At 65.7% G+C, this 17714-nt stretch carries 23 protein-coding genes; 19 read left to right on the top strand and 4 right to left on the bottom strand.

The genetic code is table 11. The features are described 5' to 3' along the window. Positions 1-236: 236 nt before the first annotated feature. From ACFE77_RS13820 to ACFE77_RS13805, 4 genes are all read right to left on the bottom strand, one after another. Positions 237-443, bottom strand: coding sequence for a DUF2842 domain-containing protein (locus ACFE77_RS13820; RefSeq protein ID WP_375422227.1), 207 nt, complete (start codon positions 441-443; stop codon positions 237-239). Beyond that, complete coding sequence (locus ACFE77_RS13815) at positions 440-973, bottom strand: 5-formyltetrahydrofolate cyclo-ligase (RefSeq protein ID WP_375422226.1); 534 nt, start codon at positions 971-973, stop codon at positions 440-442. Before ACFE77_RS13815 ends, ACFE77_RS13820 begins: the two co-directional genes overlap by 4 nt. Before the next feature lie 181 nt (positions 974-1154). Continuing rightward, positions 1155-1463 carry a cell division protein ZapA gene (locus ACFE77_RS13810; RefSeq protein ID WP_375422225.1) on the bottom strand — a complete coding sequence of 103 codons (309 nt, stop codon included), beginning with the start codon at positions 1461-1463 and terminating at the stop codon, positions 1155-1157. Beyond that, positions 1463-1648 carry a hypothetical protein gene (locus ACFE77_RS13805; RefSeq protein WP_375422224.1) on the bottom strand — a complete coding sequence of 62 codons (186 nt, stop codon included), beginning with the start codon at positions 1646-1648 and terminating at the stop codon, positions 1463-1465. The genes ACFE77_RS13810 and ACFE77_RS13805 overlap by 1 nt, the downstream gene beginning before the upstream one ends. 155 nt (positions 1649-1803) lie before the next feature. Between ACFE77_RS13805 and gap the strand changes: the two genes are divergently transcribed. The 19 genes from gap to ACFE77_RS13710 all read left to right on the top strand — a co-directional run. Continuing rightward, entirely contained in the window at positions 1804-2808 is a 1005-nt protein-coding gene (gene gap, locus ACFE77_RS13800; RefSeq protein WP_375422223.1) for a type I glyceraldehyde-3-phosphate dehydrogenase, read from the top strand. A gap of 9 nt (positions 2809-2817) precedes the next feature. Further along, positions 2818-3279, top strand: coding sequence for an MOSC domain-containing protein (locus ACFE77_RS13795; protein WP_375422229.1), 462 nt, complete (start codon positions 2818-2820; stop codon positions 3277-3279). Beyond that, positions 3276-4466, top strand: a complete 1191-nt coding sequence (locus ACFE77_RS13790; protein WP_375422222.1) for a phosphoglycerate kinase — start codon at positions 3276-3278, stop codon at positions 4464-4466. Before ACFE77_RS13795 ends, ACFE77_RS13790 begins: the two co-directional genes overlap by 4 nt. A 41-nt stretch (positions 4467-4507) precedes the next feature. Next, entirely contained in the window at positions 4508-4786 is a 279-nt protein-coding gene (locus ACFE77_RS13785; protein ID WP_375422221.1) for a hypothetical protein, read from the top strand. Then, positions 4783-5109 carry a type II toxin-antitoxin system PemK/MazF family toxin gene (locus ACFE77_RS13780; RefSeq protein ID WP_375422220.1) on the top strand — a complete coding sequence of 109 codons (327 nt, stop codon included), beginning with the start codon at positions 4783-4785 and terminating at the stop codon, positions 5107-5109. The genes ACFE77_RS13785 and ACFE77_RS13780 overlap by 4 nt, the downstream gene beginning before the upstream one ends. A gap of 72 nt (positions 5110-5181) precedes the next feature. Next, positions 5182-6090 (top strand): class I fructose-bisphosphate aldolase, encoded by a 909-nt coding sequence (locus ACFE77_RS13775; protein ID WP_375422219.1) that lies wholly within the window; start codon positions 5182-5184, stop codon positions 6088-6090. A gap of 25 nt (positions 6091-6115) precedes the next feature. Further along, on the top strand, positions 6116-6796 hold the full coding sequence (gene thiE, locus ACFE77_RS13770) for a thiamine phosphate synthase (RefSeq protein ID WP_375422218.1): 681 nt from the start codon (positions 6116-6118) through the stop codon (positions 6794-6796). Positions 6797-7051: 255 nt separating this feature from the next. Beyond that, positions 7052-8053, top strand: coding sequence for a L,D-transpeptidase (locus ACFE77_RS13765; protein ID WP_375422217.1), 1002 nt, complete (start codon positions 7052-7054; stop codon positions 8051-8053). A gap of 4 nt (positions 8054-8057) precedes the next feature. Continuing rightward, complete coding sequence (locus ACFE77_RS13760; RefSeq protein WP_375422216.1) at positions 8058-8636, top strand: M23 family metallopeptidase; 579 nt, start codon at positions 8058-8060, stop codon at positions 8634-8636. Positions 8637-8701: 65 nt separating this feature from the next. Beyond that, the gene (gene efp / locus ACFE77_RS13755; protein ID WP_375422215.1) at positions 8702-9265 is read left to right on the top strand and encodes an elongation factor P; all 564 of its coding nucleotides are present in this window, start codon (positions 8702-8704) and stop codon (positions 9263-9265) included. A gap of 67 nt (positions 9266-9332) precedes the next feature. Then, the gene (locus tag ACFE77_RS13750) at positions 9333-10145 is read left to right on the top strand and encodes an inositol monophosphatase family protein (protein WP_375422214.1); all 813 of its coding nucleotides are present in this window, start codon (positions 9333-9335) and stop codon (positions 10143-10145) included. A gap of 192 nt (positions 10146-10337) precedes the next feature. Next, positions 10338-10712: an NADH-quinone oxidoreductase subunit A gene (gene ndhC / locus ACFE77_RS13745; RefSeq protein WP_375422213.1), complete on the top strand. Its 375-nt coding sequence runs from the start codon at positions 10338-10340 to the stop codon at positions 10710-10712. Next, on the top strand, positions 10703-11269 hold the full coding sequence (locus tag ACFE77_RS13740) for a NuoB/complex I 20 kDa subunit family protein (protein ID WP_375422212.1): 567 nt from the start codon (positions 10703-10705) through the stop codon (positions 11267-11269). The genes ndhC and ACFE77_RS13740 overlap by 10 nt, the downstream gene beginning before the upstream one ends. After that, entirely contained in the window at positions 11266-12108 is an 843-nt protein-coding gene (locus ACFE77_RS13735) for an NADH-quinone oxidoreductase subunit C (protein ID WP_375422211.1), read from the top strand. Before ACFE77_RS13740 ends, ACFE77_RS13735 begins: the two co-directional genes overlap by 4 nt. Before the next feature lie 41 nt (positions 12109-12149). Then, positions 12150-13364: an NADH-quinone oxidoreductase subunit D gene (locus ACFE77_RS13730; RefSeq protein WP_375422228.1), complete on the top strand. Its 1215-nt coding sequence runs from the start codon at positions 12150-12152 to the stop codon at positions 13362-13364. Then, positions 13364-14032 carry a complex I 24 kDa subunit family protein gene (locus tag ACFE77_RS13725; protein WP_375422210.1) on the top strand — a complete coding sequence of 223 codons (669 nt, stop codon included), beginning with the start codon at positions 13364-13366 and terminating at the stop codon, positions 14030-14032. The genes ACFE77_RS13730 and ACFE77_RS13725 overlap by 1 nt, the downstream gene beginning before the upstream one ends. Beyond that, on the top strand, positions 14032-15333 hold the full coding sequence (gene nuoF / locus ACFE77_RS13720; RefSeq protein WP_375422209.1) for an NADH-quinone oxidoreductase subunit NuoF: 1302 nt from the start codon (positions 14032-14034) through the stop codon (positions 15331-15333). The genes ACFE77_RS13725 and nuoF overlap by 1 nt, the downstream gene beginning before the upstream one ends. Then, positions 15333-17327 carry an NADH-quinone oxidoreductase subunit NuoG gene (gene nuoG, locus ACFE77_RS13715; RefSeq protein WP_375422208.1) on the top strand — a complete coding sequence of 665 codons (1995 nt, stop codon included), beginning with the start codon at positions 15333-15335 and terminating at the stop codon, positions 17325-17327. Before nuoF ends, nuoG begins: the two co-directional genes overlap by 1 nt. Further along, positions 17324-17714 (top strand): NADH-quinone oxidoreductase subunit H (locus tag ACFE77_RS13710; RefSeq protein ID WP_375422207.1); only part of this gene is annotated, 391 nt, incomplete at its 3' end. The genes nuoG and ACFE77_RS13710, both read left to right, overlap by 4 nt.

Here is a 17714-nt window from a genome sequence, read left to right as displayed (position 1 = left end):
CGCCGGCCTGTCACGCCGGAGGTCGCGGGTTCGAGCCCCGTCACTCGCGCCACCCCTTCGCTGTGGGTGGGATGATGTAGCGTTCCTCGACATACTATCGTCAACGCCGCGGAGCGGGGATCCACACTCGCGCACGGTCGTGATTAGCCGCTGACGGTACAGGTCATGGATCCCCGCCCGCGCGGGAATGATGGGCGAGGGGGAGCACAACCGCTAGCGGCGGAGCGCGCGCTCCCTTAACGCCAGCGGCCGGTCTCCATCCACAGCAGCACCGGCTTCAACGGCATGATCCAGACGATGCCGGTAACGAGGTAGAACACGGTCTGCACGAACCAGGGCCAGGTGCCGACCAGTGCGGATAGGCTGACGATCAGCACGCACCAGACCGTGATGAACATCAGGATCCCGAGGGTTCCGACGGGCTTGCGCCAACTTGGCGTCATGGCGTGATCCATTCCTGTTCGGTGACGATGGCGTGGAGCGGGACGTCCCACGTTTCGGTGGGGACGCTGTCGACCTCCTGGACCGCAAGCGCAACGCCGATCCGCCAGGCGCGGGGAAAGCGCGCGAACGCACGGTCGTAATAGCCGGCGCCCTGCCCGAGCCGGTTGCCGTGGCGATCGAAGCCGACCAGCGGAGTGAGGATGATGGCCGGATCGACCTCGTCGGCTGTGCTAGCAGGCTGGCTGAGGCCGAAGGGGCCGGGGACGAGGGCATCACCCGGCGACCACGCCAGGAAGCGGAGTGGTTCGCTGCGGCTAACGACATGCGGCATCGCGAGGGTGCATCCTGCCGTAAGCGCCGATCGAACGAGCGGTGCGGGATCGGCTTCGCTGCCGATCGGTACATAGCTGGTGACGATGACGCCCGCGGCCAGGCGTGCGCGCACTTCTTGGGGAACGAGGATCGTACCGCCGGGGCTGCGATCGCGTGCGGCGCGCAGGGCGGCGCGGAGCGCTTGCTTGTCGGTCATGGCTGGTCGCAGGGTGGCGGGCCCGCCGTAACCGTTTGCCGGGTTATCCTCTGACGCACGGTACGTCAGGTGGGGACCATGTACGTCGGACCAGGATCCGGGCAGGGACAGCCCCCTAGGAAGATGAATAGCCTCAGGGATAATAAAGGCTCGTATCGGGCAGAACCCGCCGTGTTTCTATCTAGGCGCTGTGCGGCTCATTCTCAAGGGCGGATGCGAGCGCTTCGAGCCGGTCTGCGATCCGCGCGAGCGCCGATTCGCTGACCGCCGCGCCGGCGGGCGGACGGGTCAGCGCCTCGTCGTAATCGTCGGCCAGCATCAGCGCGACGAAGAACATCGCGCGTTCGCTGTTGAGGCCGCCCGCAGCGCGGTTCGCGACCGCCCAGCGTTCGTCGAGCATCTGCCCGAGCAGGCGGACACGCGCTTCCTCGCCATCGCGGCAGCCCACGACGTGCGAGCGACCGCCGATCGAGAGTGTGACCTCGGCCATCAGCCGTTGCTCCCGCGGGCGATGACGTCGTCGAGCGCGGCGACCGCTTCGGCCATCCGCGCCTTCAACGCGGCATGGCGATTGGCGAGCGCATCGCTGCTTCGCGCGCGTCGTTCGATCGCTTGCTCGATTCGGGCGATCGCCGCATCGACACGATCTGCGGCACTGGTCGCGGTGGTGGACATGGTTCCGCGATAGCATGCGAGTGCCCTGCGGCAAGCCGGTTTCGGGCCACGCTCGCGGTTGACACGGGGCGCCGTGCCCCCGCAAAGGCGAGCCGCTTGCGGCACGGTGAAATCCGCGCGGTCGACCGGGAAACCGGCTTTCGAGGAGATGGCGAATGACGAAGGTTGCGATCAATGGCTTCGGGCGGATCGGCCGCCTCGTCGCACGGGCGATCCTCGAAAAGGGTGGCGAGCTCGAACTCGTCGCGATCAACGATCTGGCCGACGCCAAATCGAACGCGTGGCTGTTCAGCCGCGACAGCGTCCATGGCCGCTATCCGGGCCAAGTATCGGCCGAGGGCAACGACCTGGTGGTCGACGGCAAGCATATCCGCGTCACCGCGGAGCGCGACCCCGCGAATCTGCCGCATGCCGAACTCGGCATCGACATCGTGCTGGAGTGCACCGGTTTCTTCACCGACAAGGAGTCCTGCAGCAAGCATCTGGCGGCAGGGGCCAAGCGCGTCCTGATCTCAGCGCCCGGCAAGGGTGTCGATCTCACCGTCGTTTACGGGGTCAATCACGAGAAGCTGACCGCCGAGCACGTGATCGTGTCGAATGCGTCGTGCACCACCAACTGCCTCGCACCGGTCGCCAAGGTGCTGAACGACGCGATCGGCATCGAGCGCGGGCTGATGACGACGGTGCACGCCTATACCAACGATCAGAAGATCCTCGACCAGATCCACCCCGATCTGCGCCGTGCGCGCGCGGCGGCGATGTCGATGATTCCGACAACGACCGGCGCCGCGCGCGCGGTCGGCGAAGTGTTGCCCGAGTTGAAGGGCAGGCTGGACGGGTCGGCGATCCGCGTGCCGGTGCCCGACGTGAGCCTGGTCGACCTGACCTTCACCCCGAAGCGCGACACGACGCGCGACGAGGTCAACGCGATTCTGAAGGCTGCTTCCGAGAGCGGTCCGCTTGTCGGGGTGCTCGACTGGTCGGACGAGCCGCTGGTGTCGATCGACCTGATGCACACGCCCGCATCGTCGACCGTCGACAGCCTCGAGACCGCGGTGATCGACGGCAAGCTGGTCCGCGTGGTCAGCTGGTACGACAATGAATGGGGCTTTTCCAACCGTATGGTGGACACCGCCACCGCGATGGCCAAGTTCCTCTAGGGCGGCATGATGGTCGGCACCGTGATCGGGATCGCCCGGCATGCGGTGCCGAAGGGCGCGATGGAGGTGATCGACCACGTTGGCGTGACGACCGACGGCGGCCTCGATGGCGACTTTCGAGGGCGGGTCAAACCCGGCGGGCGCGGCCGGCGGCAGGTTACGCTGATGGAACGCGTCGACTGGGATGCCGCGCTTGCGGAGATCGACCGCGACATTCCGTGGCAGGAGCGACGGGTGAACCTGCTGCTCGACGGGTTCGACCTGCCGCAAACCCCGGGGACGCTGTTGCGGATCGGCACCGACGTGGTGCTCGCGATCACGACCGAGTGCGATCCGTGCTACCGAATGGACGCGATTGCGCCGGGATTGCAGGCCGCGCTGACACCCGACTGGCGTGGGGGCGCTTGTACCCGCGTGAAGGCCGGCGGCACGATCAACGTCGGTGATCATATCAGGATCGAGGAACCATGACCAAGCCATTCAAGACGCTCGACGATATCGGCGATGTCACCGGCAAGCGCGTGCTCGTGCGCGAGGATCTGAACGTGCCGATGGCCGATGGTTCGGTGAGCGACGACACCCGCCTGCGGGCGACGCTGCCGACCGTGACCGAGCTGGCCGACCGCGGTGCGATCGTGCTGGTGCTCGCGCATTTCGGTCGGCCCAAGGGCGTGCCGACGCCCGACATGTCGCTGGCGATGCTTGCGCGGCCGTATACGGCGGTGCTCGGTCGTGAGGTTCGTTATATCGATTGGGAAGGCGCCGACGAGGCGGTCGCGACGCTCCAGCCGGGCGACATCGCGATCCTTGAGAATACCCGATTCTTTGGCGGCGAAGAGAGGAACGATCCGCAAGTCGTTGAGCGTTTTGCCAGATTGGGCGATCTTTACGTCAACGATGCCTTCTCGGCGGCGCATCGCGCGCACGCATCGACCGAGGGATTGGCGCATGTGCTGCCATCCTACGCCGGTCGGGCGATGGAAGCGGAACTGATTGCGTTGGAGAGGGCGCTGGGCGTTCCGGAGCATCCGGTGGCGGCGGTCGTCGGAGGCGCCAAGGTTTCGACCAAGCTGGACGTGCTGAAGCATCTGGTCGGGCGCGTGGATCATCTGATCATCGGCGGCGGCATGGCCAATACCTTCCTAGCCGCGCGCGGGGTGAACGTCGGCAAAAGCCTGTGCGAACATGATCTTGCGAGTGTCGCCGACGAGATCATGGCAGCCGCGGATCGTGCCGGGTGTACTGTGCACCTGCCCTATGACGTGGCCGTGGCCAAGGAGTTCAGGGCCAATCCGGCGACGCGGACCGTCAACGTGCATGAGGTCGCGGCGGACGAGATGATCCTCGATGTCGGCCCTGCGGCGGTGGAGTCGCTCGGCGACGTGCTCAAGAACTGCCGCACCCTGGTTTGGAACGGGCCGCTGGGCGCGTTCGAGACGCCGCCGTTCGAAGTCGCAACGGTGAGCCTGGCGCGGACTGCGGCGGCGCTGACGCAGGATGGCAGCCTGGTGTCGGTTGCGGGCGGTGGCGACACCGTCGCGGCGCTGAACCAGGCGGGGGTGGCGGACCAGTTCACCTTCGTCTCAACCGCGGGTGGCGCGTTCCTGGAGTGGATGGAAGGCCGCGAATTGCCGGGGGTCGCTGCGTTGACGCGTTGATCGAGTGAACTTACGATCAACATGTTGAACGGAGACTTCCGATGCTCGGCATCCGCTTGAATGATCAGGATGAAGGCCGGCTTGCCCGGCATGCTCGCGAGCGTGGCCGGGCGAAAAGCGCGATTGCGCGCGACTGGATCGTTGAACGTCTCGACCGTGAGGCCGTTGACGAGCAGATCCGGCATGCAGCGTCATTGGACGCTACCGCGCGTGCCGAACTCATCCGACCCGTCGAAGACGATGCGGCGACCGCGTGGCTGCGATCACTGGACGCTGAAGACGGTGGATTCGACTGGGGACCGGACGGTCCGCCGGCGTGAAACGCGGCGATCTGGTGCTGATCCGGCAATCGGGTACGCCCACCGCCAAGCCGCGGCCGTGTGTCGTCGTGCAACGGAACAGCGCGCTAAGTATCGCTGGAAAGGTCTCCGTCTGTCCGTTGACTTCGCAGTTGAGAGGAACGGCCGGACAACGTCCGTTCGTCGCGCCTCACGAAGAAAACGGCCTGCGCGTGCCGAGTGAGGTCCAAGTGGATTGGATCTATACGGATGCCGCGGAGTATCTTGGCCCGGTGATCGGCCGGATCGATTCCGCAACGATGGAGCAGATCGACATCGCGCTGCGGCGCTGGTTGGACCTTTGACCTCTTGCATTGCGGGCATGGTGGTGGGGGGCTAACAGGCCCGCATTGAACAGCAGAGCCGAGGAAAAATCGATGACGCCGCAGGTAACCGCCATTCTCGACAAGTACGAGGCGACCAGCCCAGCGGTGAAGGCGAACCTCGCGCGCATCCTGATGCAAGGGCATCTCGGCGGCACCGGCAAGCTGATCATCCTGCCGGTCGACCAGGGCTTCGAACATGGCCCGGCGCGGTCGTTCGGGATCAACCCCGACGCCTATGATCCCCATTATCACTACCAGTTGGCGATCGACGCCGGGCTATCGGCGTTCGCGGCGCCGCTCGGTATGCTCGAAGCCGGGGCGGACACCTTTGCGGGGCGGATCCCGACGATCCTGAAGGTCAACAGTTCGAACAGCTGGGCGACGTCGATCGACCAGGCGGTAACCGGCAGCGTGTCGGACGCGCTGAAACTGGGGTGCGCGGCGATCGGCTTCACCATCTATCCCGGATCCGAACAGATCTTCGAGCAGATGGAAGAGATCCGCGAGTTGAGCGAAGAGGCCAAGTCGGTCGGCATCGCGACGGTGATCTGGTCCTATCCTCGCGGTGGCGACCTGTCGAAGGACGGCGAACTCGCGCTCGATGTCGGCGCCTATGCCGCACACATGGCGGCGCTGCTCGGCGCGCATATCATCAAGACCAAGCTGCCGACGGACCATATCGAGCAGAAGGAAGCCGTCGCGGTCTACAAGGACGGCGACTGGTCGACGATGGCCAAGCGCGTGAAGCATGTGGTGCAGTCGAGCTTCGCGGGGCGGCGGATCAACGTCTTCTCGGGCGGCGCGTCGAAGGGCGCCGACGCGGTGTTCCAGGACGCGCGCGACATCCGCGACGGCGGCGGCAACGGGTCGATCATCGGCCGCAACACCTTCCAGCGACCCCGCGCCGAGGCGCTGTCGATGCTCGAGCGGCTGGTGCGTATCTACAAGGGCCTGGAATGATCGCCGCAGCGCGCGGGACGGCAGTATGACCGAAGATCCGCTCGGCCCGCTCGACCCCGAGTTCGCGGCCAACTTCAAACGCGCCGACCGGCGGCCACCGTGCCAGCTTTATCTGGTGTCGCCGCTGGACGTCAGTGGCGGCTTCGCCGACCGGCTGGCCCGCGCGCTCGACGCCGGGCCGGTGGCGGCGTTCCAGTTCCGGGTCAAGGATGTCGACCAGCATGTCGCCGCCGCGCTTGCGGAGCCGTTGCAGGCGATCTGCGCGGCGCGCGACGTAGCGTTCATCGTCAACGACGATGTCGGGCTGGCGAAGCGGCTGGGGGCGGACGGGGTTCATCTCGGCCAGGACGACGGCGACCCGCGCGACGCACGTGCGGCGCTGGGCCCGGCGGCGCAGATCGGGGTGACGTGCCACGACAGCCGTCACTTCGCGATGGAAGCGGGCGAGGCGGGGGCGGATTATGTCGCGTTCGGCAGCTTCTATCCTACGACCACCAAGGTGGCGACGCATCGGCCGGAGCCCTCGATCCTGTCCTGGTGGTCGGCGGTCTTCGAAATGCCGTGCGTTGCGATCGGGGGGATCACTCCCGGCAACGCCGCGCCGCTGATCGCTGCGGGCGCCGATTTCATTGCGGCATCGAATGCGGTGTGGAGCGGTGACGAAGCGGCGGCGGTGAAGGAATTCGGCGCGCTTCTGAGCGGTTGATCAGCTGCGCTTGGTGATCTGACGCGGCAGGAAGCTTGGCATATTAGTACCCACCCCGGCGAAGGCCGGAGCCTGATGGCGAGACGCGCTTGGCTGGTTTCAGTGCTCCGTTGTCTCTGCCTTCCCTACTGGGCACCGGCCTTCGTCGGGGGGTGGTGGTAGGCGGTGATGCTCTTCCCACTTCATCGCCACGTCCGGGACCCAATCAGGATCAAGACCGTTCCTTGCCGAAGCGTAACGGTATTGGAGCGGGCTATGTGGAAGTCGATCATCGGAACTGCGGCGATGGCCGTGTCGGCAGGGGCGGTTCCCGCGCAGGCACCGAAGGTCGTGATCCCGCCGGTCGATCGGTCGATCCTCCACGTGCAGGTGATCCTCGATCATCTCGGCTTCGGGCCGGGCGTGCTCGACGGTCGGGGCGGGCAGTCGCTGGTCGCGGCGCTGAAGGGTTTCCAGGAATCGCGCGGCCTGCCGATCACGGGCAAGACCGACCAGCGGACGCTCGGCGCGCTATCGCAATATCGCGCGACACGGCCGGTCGCGGCGGTGACGTTGACCCGCGAGATCCTGGCAGGGCCATATATCAATCCCTTACCCAAGGATTATGCGCTCCAGGCTAAGTTGCCGACGATCGGCTACCGGACGCCAATGGAGAAGCTCGGCGAGATGTTTCACACCACGCCAGCGGTGCTGATCGCGCTGAACTCGCCGAGCACGCGGCTGAAGGTCGGTAGCAAGATCGTCGTCCCGAACGCGCTGCCGACGTCGCGCGATTATGATCCCAAGCTGCGGGGCGACTGGCGCCAGACACTGTCGATGCTGAACGTCGATGCGAAGCAGCCGACGGCGGATCACGTCGTCGTCGACAAGTCCGAGGCGGTGCTGCGCGTGCTCGACAAGAACGACAAGCTGGTCGCGCAATTCTCGGCGACGATGGGGTCGAGCAAGGATCCGCTGCCGATCGGCACCTGGAAGATCAACGGCGCGGATTACAACCCGAAGTTCCACTATAATCCCGACCTGTTCTGGGACGCCAAGAAGGACGACGATCCCGCGATGCTGCCGCCGGGGCCGAACGGCCCGGTTGGCGTCGTGTGGATCGATCTGTCCAAGGAGCATTACGGCATCCACGGCACGCCCAACCCCGAGACGATCGGGCGCGCCGAGAGCCATGGCTGCATCCGCTTGACCAACTGGGACGCGGCGCGGCTGGCGATGATGATCAAGCCCGGGACCAAGGCGGTCTTCAAGCCGTAACGTCATGACCAAGCTCGGTTGGTTCATCATCGGGTTCATCGTGCTGATCGTTGCGGCGTTCGTGTCGATGACGTCCTTCGGGGGCGCAGCACGGCGGGCGCCGGACGCGAATTCCGTTGCGGCGCTCGCTGATGCTTCCGGCCACCTCAGGGTTCCCGTTGCGGGGGTTAAGCGAAGTGCGCTCGTCCGCAACTGGGGCGACGCGCGGGGCGGGGGCTCGCGGGCTCACCACGGGCTCGACATCATGGCGCCGTCGGGCACGCCGGTGCTCGCCGCGGCATCGGGGACGGTCGAGAAGCTGTTCCAGAGTGGGCTCGGTGGAACGACGGTCTATGTCCGTTCGCCCGATCGGCGCTGGACCTATTATTACGCGCATCTCGCGGATTACGCGCCGGGGCTCGCCGAGGGCGGCAAGGTCGCGGCTGGCCAGACGATCGGCTATGTCGGGGACACCGGCGACGCGGGGCCGGGGAACTATCATCTGCATTTCGGCACGACGCGGACCGACCCGGCGCAGCGTTGGTATCAGGGACAGGACGTCGATCCATACCCCATGCTTGCCGCTGGCGGAGCGGGCGGCTAAAGCCCGCCTCTTCGCCGCCGGGCAGGTTTGCCGGGCGGCACTCGCTCTTTGCAGTAGGTAGATCCATGAAGATCAGCGGCGTGGACATCCGTCCCGGCAACATCATCGAATATGAAGGCGGCATCTGGCGCGCGGTCAAGATCCAGCACACCCAGCCGGGCAAGGGTGGCGCCTATATGCAGGTCGAGCTGAAGAACCTGGTCGACGGGCGCAAGAACAACGTCCGCTTCCGCTCCGCCGAAAGCGTCGAGCGGGTCCGGCTCGATACGAAGGATTTCCAGTTCCTGTTCAAGGACGGCGATGCGCTGACCTTCATGGACAAGGATAATTACGAGCAGATCACGCTGGATGCGGGCATCCTCGGCGATGCCGCGGCGTTCCTGCAGGACGGCATGGACGTGGTGCTGGAGCTGTGGGACGAGCGCCCGATCTCGGTGCAGCTGCCCGACACGATCGAGGCGATGATCGTCGAGGCCGACGCAGTCGTGAAGGGGCAGACCGCCTCGTCGAGCTACAAGCCCGCAATCCTCGAGAACGGCGTGCGCGTGATGGTGCCGCCGCATATCGGCGCGGGAACCCGGATCGTCGTCGACGTGTACGAACAGACCTACGTCCGCCGCGCGGATTGATCTTCGCGCTTAGCCGACAGACCCTCCCCCGACCCCTCCCGCAAGCGGGAGGGGAGGAGTAAAGACGATGCCTTCCCATTCAGGTCTCATGACCGTCATCGATCGTGCCGCGCGCAAGGCGGCACCGCGGCTGCGGCGGGACTTCAACGAGGTCCAGCAGCTGCAGGTTAGCCGCAAGGGACCCGCCGACTTCGTGTCGGTGGCGGACAAGCGCGCCGAGCAGACCATCTACGAGGAATTGTCGCGCGCACGCCCCGACTGGGGGTTCCTGATGGAGGAGCGCGGCGAGATCGCGGGCGATCCCAACAAGCCGCGCTTCATCGTCGACCCGCTCGATGGCACGACCAATTTCCTCCACGGCATCCCGCATTTCGCGATCTCGATCGCGGTCGAGGAGCCGATGCCGAGCGGCAAGCGCGAGATCACAACCGGGATGGTCTATCAGCCGCTGACCGACGAGAGCTTCTGGGCGGAGAAGGGGCGGGGCGCCTGGGTCCAGTCGGAGCGGTTGCGGGTGTCGTCGCGGCGCGACTTGGCCGACGCGCTGATCGCGACGGGGATCCCGTTTCTCGGCCACGGCAACTTCGCGGAATGGAGCCGGATTTTCGGGGCGGTTGCGCCCGAGGTCGCGGGGATCCGCCGGATCGGCGCGGCGTCGCTCGATCTCGCCTGGGTGGCGGCGGGGCGGTATGACGGATTCTGGGAATCGTCGTTGCAGCCTTGGGACGTCGCCGCGGGCGTGTTGCTGATCAAGGAAGCCGGGGGGTTCGTCACCGACTTCCGTGGCGGCGACCGGTCGATGGAGCGGCAGGAGTATCTGGCGGCCAACGATGCGCTGCATTCAAAGCTGCACAAGCTGGTGGCGAACGCGCTGCGATAGGGGCGGGGTCGGCGCTCTTACGGGAGGCGCTTGCCTACACCGCCGTCGTTGCTTCGCGACGCCACCTCCCCGTCGCGGGGCAGGAGGTGGGAGAACCGCTTTCTGCGAGTGATTCTCACCGCCTCGCGGCCTTGCTCCCCCTCGGTCGCGGGCCTAAAGCGACCTTCATTGTTCGCACATGCGAGAAGCCCTTTGATCGACCTGTCTCTCTATCTGCCGATCCTGCTGTTCCTCGGCGTCGCGTTGCTCCTGTCGAGCGCGTTCGTGTTCCTGCCGATGCTGGTCGCGCGCCTCACCGGATCGCATCAGCCCAACGAGCAGAAGCTCAGCGAGTATGAATGCGGCTTCCCCGCCTTCGAGGATCCGCGCAGCCAATTCGACGTTCGCTTTTATCTCATCGCAATCCTGTTCATCATCTTCGATCTCGAGGCAGCGTTCCTATATCCTTGGGCAGTAAGCGTTTTCACGCTGGGATGGACCGCATGGATATCGATGATGATCTTTATCGCCGAACTGGCGCTCGGCCTGGTGTACGCGTGGAAGAAGGGAGCGTTGGATTGGGAGTAGAGGCACATTCCGGTCCGATCGGGTTGGTCAACAATCCCGAGAGCGGCGTGTCGATCGCGCCCGACCAGGGGTATTTCGACAGCCTCAACGGCGAGCTGAACGACAAGGGCTTCCTGGTCACGTCGACCGAGGACCTATTCCAGTGGGCGCGTACCGGATCGCTCTGGTGGATGACGTTCGGGCTGGCGTGCTGCGCGGTCGAGATGATTCACGTCAACATGCCGCGCTACGACCTCGAGCGGTTCGGCGCGGCGCCGCGCGCATCGCCGCGCCAGTCGGACGTGATGATCGTCGCGGGCACGTTGTGCAACAAGATGGCGCCGGCGCTCCGCAAGGTCTACGATCAGATGTCGGAGCCGAAATACGTCATCTCGATGGGCTCGTGCGCCAATGGCGGCGGCTATTATCATTATAGCTACAGCGTCGTGCGCGGGTGCGATCGTGTCGTGCCGGTCGACATCTACGTGCCGGGCTGCCCGCCGACCGCGGAAGCCTTGCTGTACGGGATCATGCAGTTGCAGCGGAAGATCCGTCGCGCCGGGAGCATCGCCCGGTGAGGGCGTCCGCGCCTGCATTCGCCAGCAACGACGGCGTGATAGACACGGTTCGCGCGACGCTGGGTGGTTCGCTGATCGATGCGGTCGAACGTGTCGGCGAGATCGCGCTCCATGTCGAGCGCGACGCGATCGTCGGTGCGCTCGCCGCGCTGCGCGATACGCCGGGCCTCGAATACCAGCAGCTGATGGAGATTGCGGGCGTCGATTACCCCGGCCGTCCCGAACGGTTCGAGGTGGTCTATTGCCTGTTGTCGCTGACGCGTAATCACCGGCTCCACGTCCATGTCTCTACCGACGAGGTCAAGCCGGTGCCGTCGGTGACCGGGCTGTGGCCGGTCGCGGGCTGGCTGGAGCGCGAGATCTACGACCTGTACGGCGTGTTGTTCACAGGCAACCAGGACCTCCGCCGGATCCTCACCGACTATGGCTTTCGCGGGCATCCGCTGCGCAAGGACTTCCCGATGTCGGGCTATGTCGAGATGCGCTATTCGGAAGAGGCCAAGCGCGTCGTGTACGAGCCGATCAGCCTGCAGCAGGATTTCCGCAGCTTCGACTTCATGAGCCCGTGGGAGGGTGCGGCGTACGTACTTCCCGGTGACGAGAAGGCGGCCCTGCCGGAAGCGAAGGGCGCGCAGACGCCGCTCAGCGCCGATACGATCGTGAAGGCGGATGCGGCGCAGAGCGCGACCAAGGCTCCCGCCGCGTCGAGCGAACCTTACGCGAAGGCGGATGCGACCAGCACCGCGCAGACCGGTGCCGGCAAGCCGCACCCGAATGCCGGGCCGAAGCCGGCCGATCCCGACGTCGTGCCCAGCAAGAAGGAAGGGCAGAACCAGTGAACGCACCTGCCACCACGACGATCGATCCGCACATCGCCGAGATGCTCGGCGAAACCGGTGCGTCCGACCCGACCACGGGCGACGTCACGATCCAGAACTACACGATTAATTTTGGCCCCCAGCATCCCGCGGCGCACGGCGTGCTTCGCCTGGTGATGGAGCTAGACGGCGAGATCATCGAGCGGATCGATCCGCACGTCGGCCTGCTCCACCGCGGCACCGAGAAGCTGATCGAGTACAAGACCTACACGCAGGCGCTGCCGTATTTCGACCGGCTCGATTACTGCTCGCCGATGTGCATGGAGCATACCTATGTGCTCGCGGTCGAGAAACTGCTCGATCTGGAAGTGCCGATCCGTGCGCAATATCTGCGGGTATTCTTCGCCGAACTTACGCGCATCATGAACCACCTGCTCAATCTGGGCAGCCATGTGATGGACGTCGGCGCGATGACGCCGAACCTGTGGCTGTTCGAGCTGCGCGAGGACACGTTCAACTTCTACGAGCGCGCGTCGGGCGCGCGGATGCACGCCAATTATTTCCGCGTCGGCGGCGTCCATCAGGACGTGCCGCTGCGGTTGCTCACCGATATCGGCGATTGGCTCGACGACCGGTTGCCGCGACTGTTCGAGGACGCGATCAGCCTGGTCGCGGACAACCGCATCTTCAAGCAGCGCAACGTCGACATCGGCACGGTGAGTCGCGACGACGCGATCGCGTGGGGCTTTTCGGGGCCGATGATCCGCGCCGCGGGCATCCCGTGGGACCTGCGCAAATCGCAGCCCTATGACGTGTATGCGAAGATGGATTTCGAGATCCCGGTCGGCACCCGCGGCGATTGCTACGATCGCTTCATGGTGCGCGTCGAGGAGGTCCGCCAGTCGGCGCGGATCATGAAGCAGTGCCTCGCCGAGATGCCGGAAGGGCCGATCGCGAGCCTCGACCGCAAGGTGGTGCCGCCCAAGCGCGCCGAGATGAAGCAGTCGATGGAAGCGCTGATCCACCACTTCAAGCTCTATACCGAGGGTTATCACGTTCCGGCGGGGGAAGTGTACGTCGCGACTGAGAGCCCCAAGGGCGAGTTCGGGGTGTACCTGGTCTCCGACGGCACCAACAAACCATATCGCTGCAAGATCAGGCCGACCGCGTTTAGCCATCTCCAGGCGATGGACTTCATGAGCCGCGGCCACATGCTGGCCGATACGACCGCGATCCTTGGCGCGATGGATATCGTTTTTGGTGAATGTGACCGCTGATGGCTGAAGCACCGCAGATCCCCGATGAGGCAGAGACCCGCGCACGCTGGGGCGGCTTCGCGTGGTCGGAAGAGAACCAGCGCAAGGCGAACGAGATACTCGGGCGCTATCCGAAGGGTCGCGAGCAATCGGCGTCGATACCGTTCCTCGATCTGGCGCAGCGCCAAGTTGGCGCCGAGACGCAGACCCAGGGTTGGTTGCCGGTGCCGGTCATCGAGTTCGTCGCGCGCCAGATCGGCGTGCCGTACATGCGCGTCTACGAGGTCGCGACCTTCTACACGATGTTCAACCTGGCGCCGGTCGGCCGCTATCATGTGCAGGTCTGCGGCACGACGCCGTGCATGCTGGGTGGGTCGGACGACGTGCTCGCCGCGTGCAAGAACCATGGGCTGGTGAAGGGGCGGACGACGCCCGACGGCCTGTTCACGCTGACCGAGGTCGAATGCCTCGGCGCCTGCGCGAACGCGCCGATGGTGCAGATCAACGACGACAATTTCGAAGACCTCGACTATGATCGCACCACCGCGATCCTGGAGGCGCTGGCGCAGGGACAGGTCCCGCCGCCCGGCCCGCAGACCGGTCGCCGCGCGAGCTGCCCAGAAGGCGGCCCGACGTCGCTGCGCGAGATGGTCGACGCGAACCACGATTATCGGGGGGAGTGGGCCTGATGCTCGCCGACAAGGATCGCATCTTCACCAACGTCTACGGATTCCAGCCGTGGAACCTCGATGCCGCGATGGCGCGGGGCGATTGGGACAATACCAAGGCGCTGATGGCGCTCGGCCAGGACGCGATCATCGACGTGATGAAGGCGTCGGGGCTGCGCGGCCGTGGCGGCGCGGGGTTCCCGACTGGCACCAAATGGGGCTTCATGCCCAAGGAGCCGAAGCCGGACCGTCCCAACTTCCTGGTGATCAACGCCGACGAATCCGAACCTGGTTCGTGCAAGGATCGCGAGATCATCCGCCACGATCCGCACAAGCTGATCGAAGGCGCGCTGATCGCGGGCTATGCAATGCGCGCGCGGGCCGCGTACATCTACATCCGCGGCGAATATATCCGCGAGGCCGAGACGCTGTCCGCGGCGGTGGCTGAGGCGTACGGCAAGGGATTGATCGGCAAGAATGCGTGCGGGTCGGGCTATGACTTCGACGTGTTCGTCCACCGCGGGGCGGGCGCGTACATCTGCGGCGAAGAAACCGCGATGCTCGAGAGCCTCGAGGGCAAGAAGGGCCAGCCGCGGCTGAAGCCGCCTTTCCCGGCGGGCGCTGGGCTCTATGGCTGTCCGACCACGGTCAACAATGTCGAATCGATCGCGGTCGCGCCGACGATCCTGCGGCGCGGTGCGGCATGGTTCTCGAGCTTCGGCGCGGAGAACAACCGCGGCACCAAGCTGTTCCAGATCAGCGGCCATGTCGAGAAGCCGTGCGTCGTCGAAGAGGCGATGAGCATCAGCTTTCGCGAGCTGATCGAGACGCATTGTGGCGGGATCCGCGGCGGGTGGGACAATCTGCTCGCGGTGATCCCCGGCGGATCGTCGGTGCCGCTGGTACCCGCGGCGCAGATCATGGACTGCGCGATGGACTTCGACGGGTTGAAGGCGGTCGGATCGGGCCTCGGCACCGCGGCGATCATCGTCATGGACAAGTCGACCGACATCGTTCGCGCGATCAGCCGGATCAGCTATTTCTACAAGCATGAGAGCTGCGGCCAGTGTACGCCGTGCCGCGAGGGCACCGGGTGGATGTGGCGGGTGATGGAACGGCTGCGGACCGGCGACGCCGACATCGGCGAGATCGACACCCTGTTCCAGGTGACCAAACAGGTCGAGGGCCATTCGATCTGCGCGCTCGGCGATGCCGCGGCGTGGCCGATCCAGGGCCTTATCAAGCATTTCCGCCCCGAACTGGAGCGGCGCATCAACGAGCGTGGCGGCGATCTGTCGCCGATGATGGAAGCGGCCGAGTAATGCCCAAGGTCAAAGTAGACGGTATCGAGATCGAGGTGCCGCAGGGCGCCACCGTGCTGCAGGCGTGCGAGCTTGCGGGCAAGGAGATCCCGCGTTTCTGTTATCACGAGCGGCTGAGCATCGCAGGCAATTGCCGGATGTGCCTGGTCGAGGTGAAGCCTGGCCCGCCGAAGCCGCAGGCATCGTGTGCGTTGCCGGCTGCGGACAACCAGGAGATCTTCACCACGACGCCGATGGTGAAGAACGCCCGCGAGGGCATCATGGAATTCCTGCTGATCAACCACCCGCTCGATTGCCCGATCTGCGATCAGGGTGGCGAGTGCGACTTGCAGGACCAGTCGATCGCCTATGGCCGTGGCCATTCGCGCTACACCGAGAACAAGCGCGCGGTGACCGAGAAGTATATGGGCCCGATCGTGAAGACGATCATGACCCGGTGCATCCAGTGCACGCGCTGCGTCCGTTTCGCTGAGGAGGTCGCGGGCGTCGAGGAGATCGGCGCGATCTATCGCGGCGAGGACATGCAGATCACCAGCTATCTTGAGGAAGCGGTGACCAGCGAGCTGAGCGGCAACGTCGTTGACCTGTGCCCGGTTGGTGCGCTGACCAGCAAGCCCTATGCGTTCGAGGCGCGTCCGTGGGAATTGCGCAAGACGCTGACGATCGACGTGATGGACGCGGTCGGCACCAACATCCGGCTCGACGCGCGCGGCCGCCAGGTGCTGCGCTGCGTGCCACGGATCAATGACGACGTGAACGAGGAATGGGCAACCGACAAGACCCGCCACGCGGTCGACGGGCTGGTCCGCCGGCGCCTCGACAAGCCCTATGTGCGGCGCGACGGCAAGCTGGTCGAGGCGACCTGGGACGAGGCATTCGCGGCGATCGCCGCGGTGAATGCGGGGTCGAGCGTGGCTGCGGTCGCGGGCGACCTGGTCGATTGCGAGACGATGTTCGCGGCGAAGGCGCTGCTGGCGCGGCTCGGGTCGTCGCGGCTCGAGGGGCGGCAGACCGGGATGGACTATGATACGTCCAGCCTTGGCGCGGTGAACTTCAACACCACGATCGCGGGTGCCGAGCGCGCCGACGCGATCCTGCTGGTCGGGACGAACCTGCGCTGGGAAGCGCCGCTGGTGAACACGCGAATCCGCAAGGCGATCAAGCGCGGCGCAAAGGTGTTCGCGATCGGGCCGGAGACCGACCTGACCTATCGCGCGGAGTGGCTCGGCAACGATCTGTCGCTGCTCGGCAATCTGCCCGAGGCGGTGACCGAGCTGTTCGGCAAGGCCGAGCGGCCGATGGTGATCGTCGGTGGCGCCGCGATGAAGGGCGGCCACGGCGCCGCGCTCGCGCTCGCCAAGTCGCTGAACCTGGTCCGAGACGATTGGAACGGCTTCAACGTCGTCCATATGGCCGCGAGCCGGATGGGCGGGCTGATGCTCGGCTATGCGCAGAAGGGCGGCATCGCCGATGTCGCGGACGCCAAGCTGACCTTCTTCCTGGGGGCCGACGAGGTCGACTTCACGCGCTTCGGCGGCTGCAAGGTCTATGTCGGGCATCATGGCGATAAGGGCGCACAGGCGGCCGACATCGTCCTGCCAGGGGCGACCTATGCCGAGAAATCGGGGACGTGGGTCAATCTGGAAGGCCGCGTCCAGCGCGGCGAGCGGGCGGTGTTTCCGCCGGGCGATGCGCGCGAGGACTGGACGATCTTCCGCGCGCTGTCCGAGACGCTCGGGCACACGCTGCCGTTCGACACGCTGGCCGACCTGCGCACCGCGATGGCGGTCGATACGCCGGCGCTCGGCACGCTCGGGCTGGTGCGGTTCGACTGGAATCCGCCCGTGCTCGATGCGGCGGGGTCGGGCGAGGTCGCCTATCCGATCAAGGACTTCTACCTGACCAACGCGGTGTGCCGGGCGTCGCCGACGATGCAGCGCTGTTCGGCGGAACTGATCCACGGCGACGACAGCTTTGCGGAGGCGGCGGAATGACCGACTTCTTCAACACCAGCGTCGGCATGTCGTACGACTGGGCGTGGTTCACCGCGACGATCGTCGGGATCCTGGTTATCGCGCTGCCGCTGATGCTGGCGGTGGCGATGATCATCTATGCCGATCGCAAGATCTGGGCGGCGATGGCGCTGCGGCGCGGGCCGAACGTGGTCGGGCCGTTCGGTCTGCTGCAGAGCTTCGCCGACGGGCTGAAGGTGTTCCTGCAGGAAACCATCATCCCGGCCGCGGCGAACCGGACGTTGTTCCTGCTGGCGCCGATCATCACCTTCACGGTGGCGCTGATCGTGTGGGCGGTGGTGCCGTTCCAGTCGGGCGTGGTGCTCGCCGACATCAATGTCGGGCTGCTCTACGTGCTCGCGGCGTCGT

It is taken from the genome of uncultured Sphingomonas sp., from assembly GCF_964243315.1.
Lineage (GTDB): Bacteria > Pseudomonadota > Alphaproteobacteria > Sphingomonadales > Sphingomonadaceae > Sphingomonas.
Note: the sequence above shows the minus strand (reverse complement) of the source record. Positions and strands in the feature narration are given on the sequence as shown.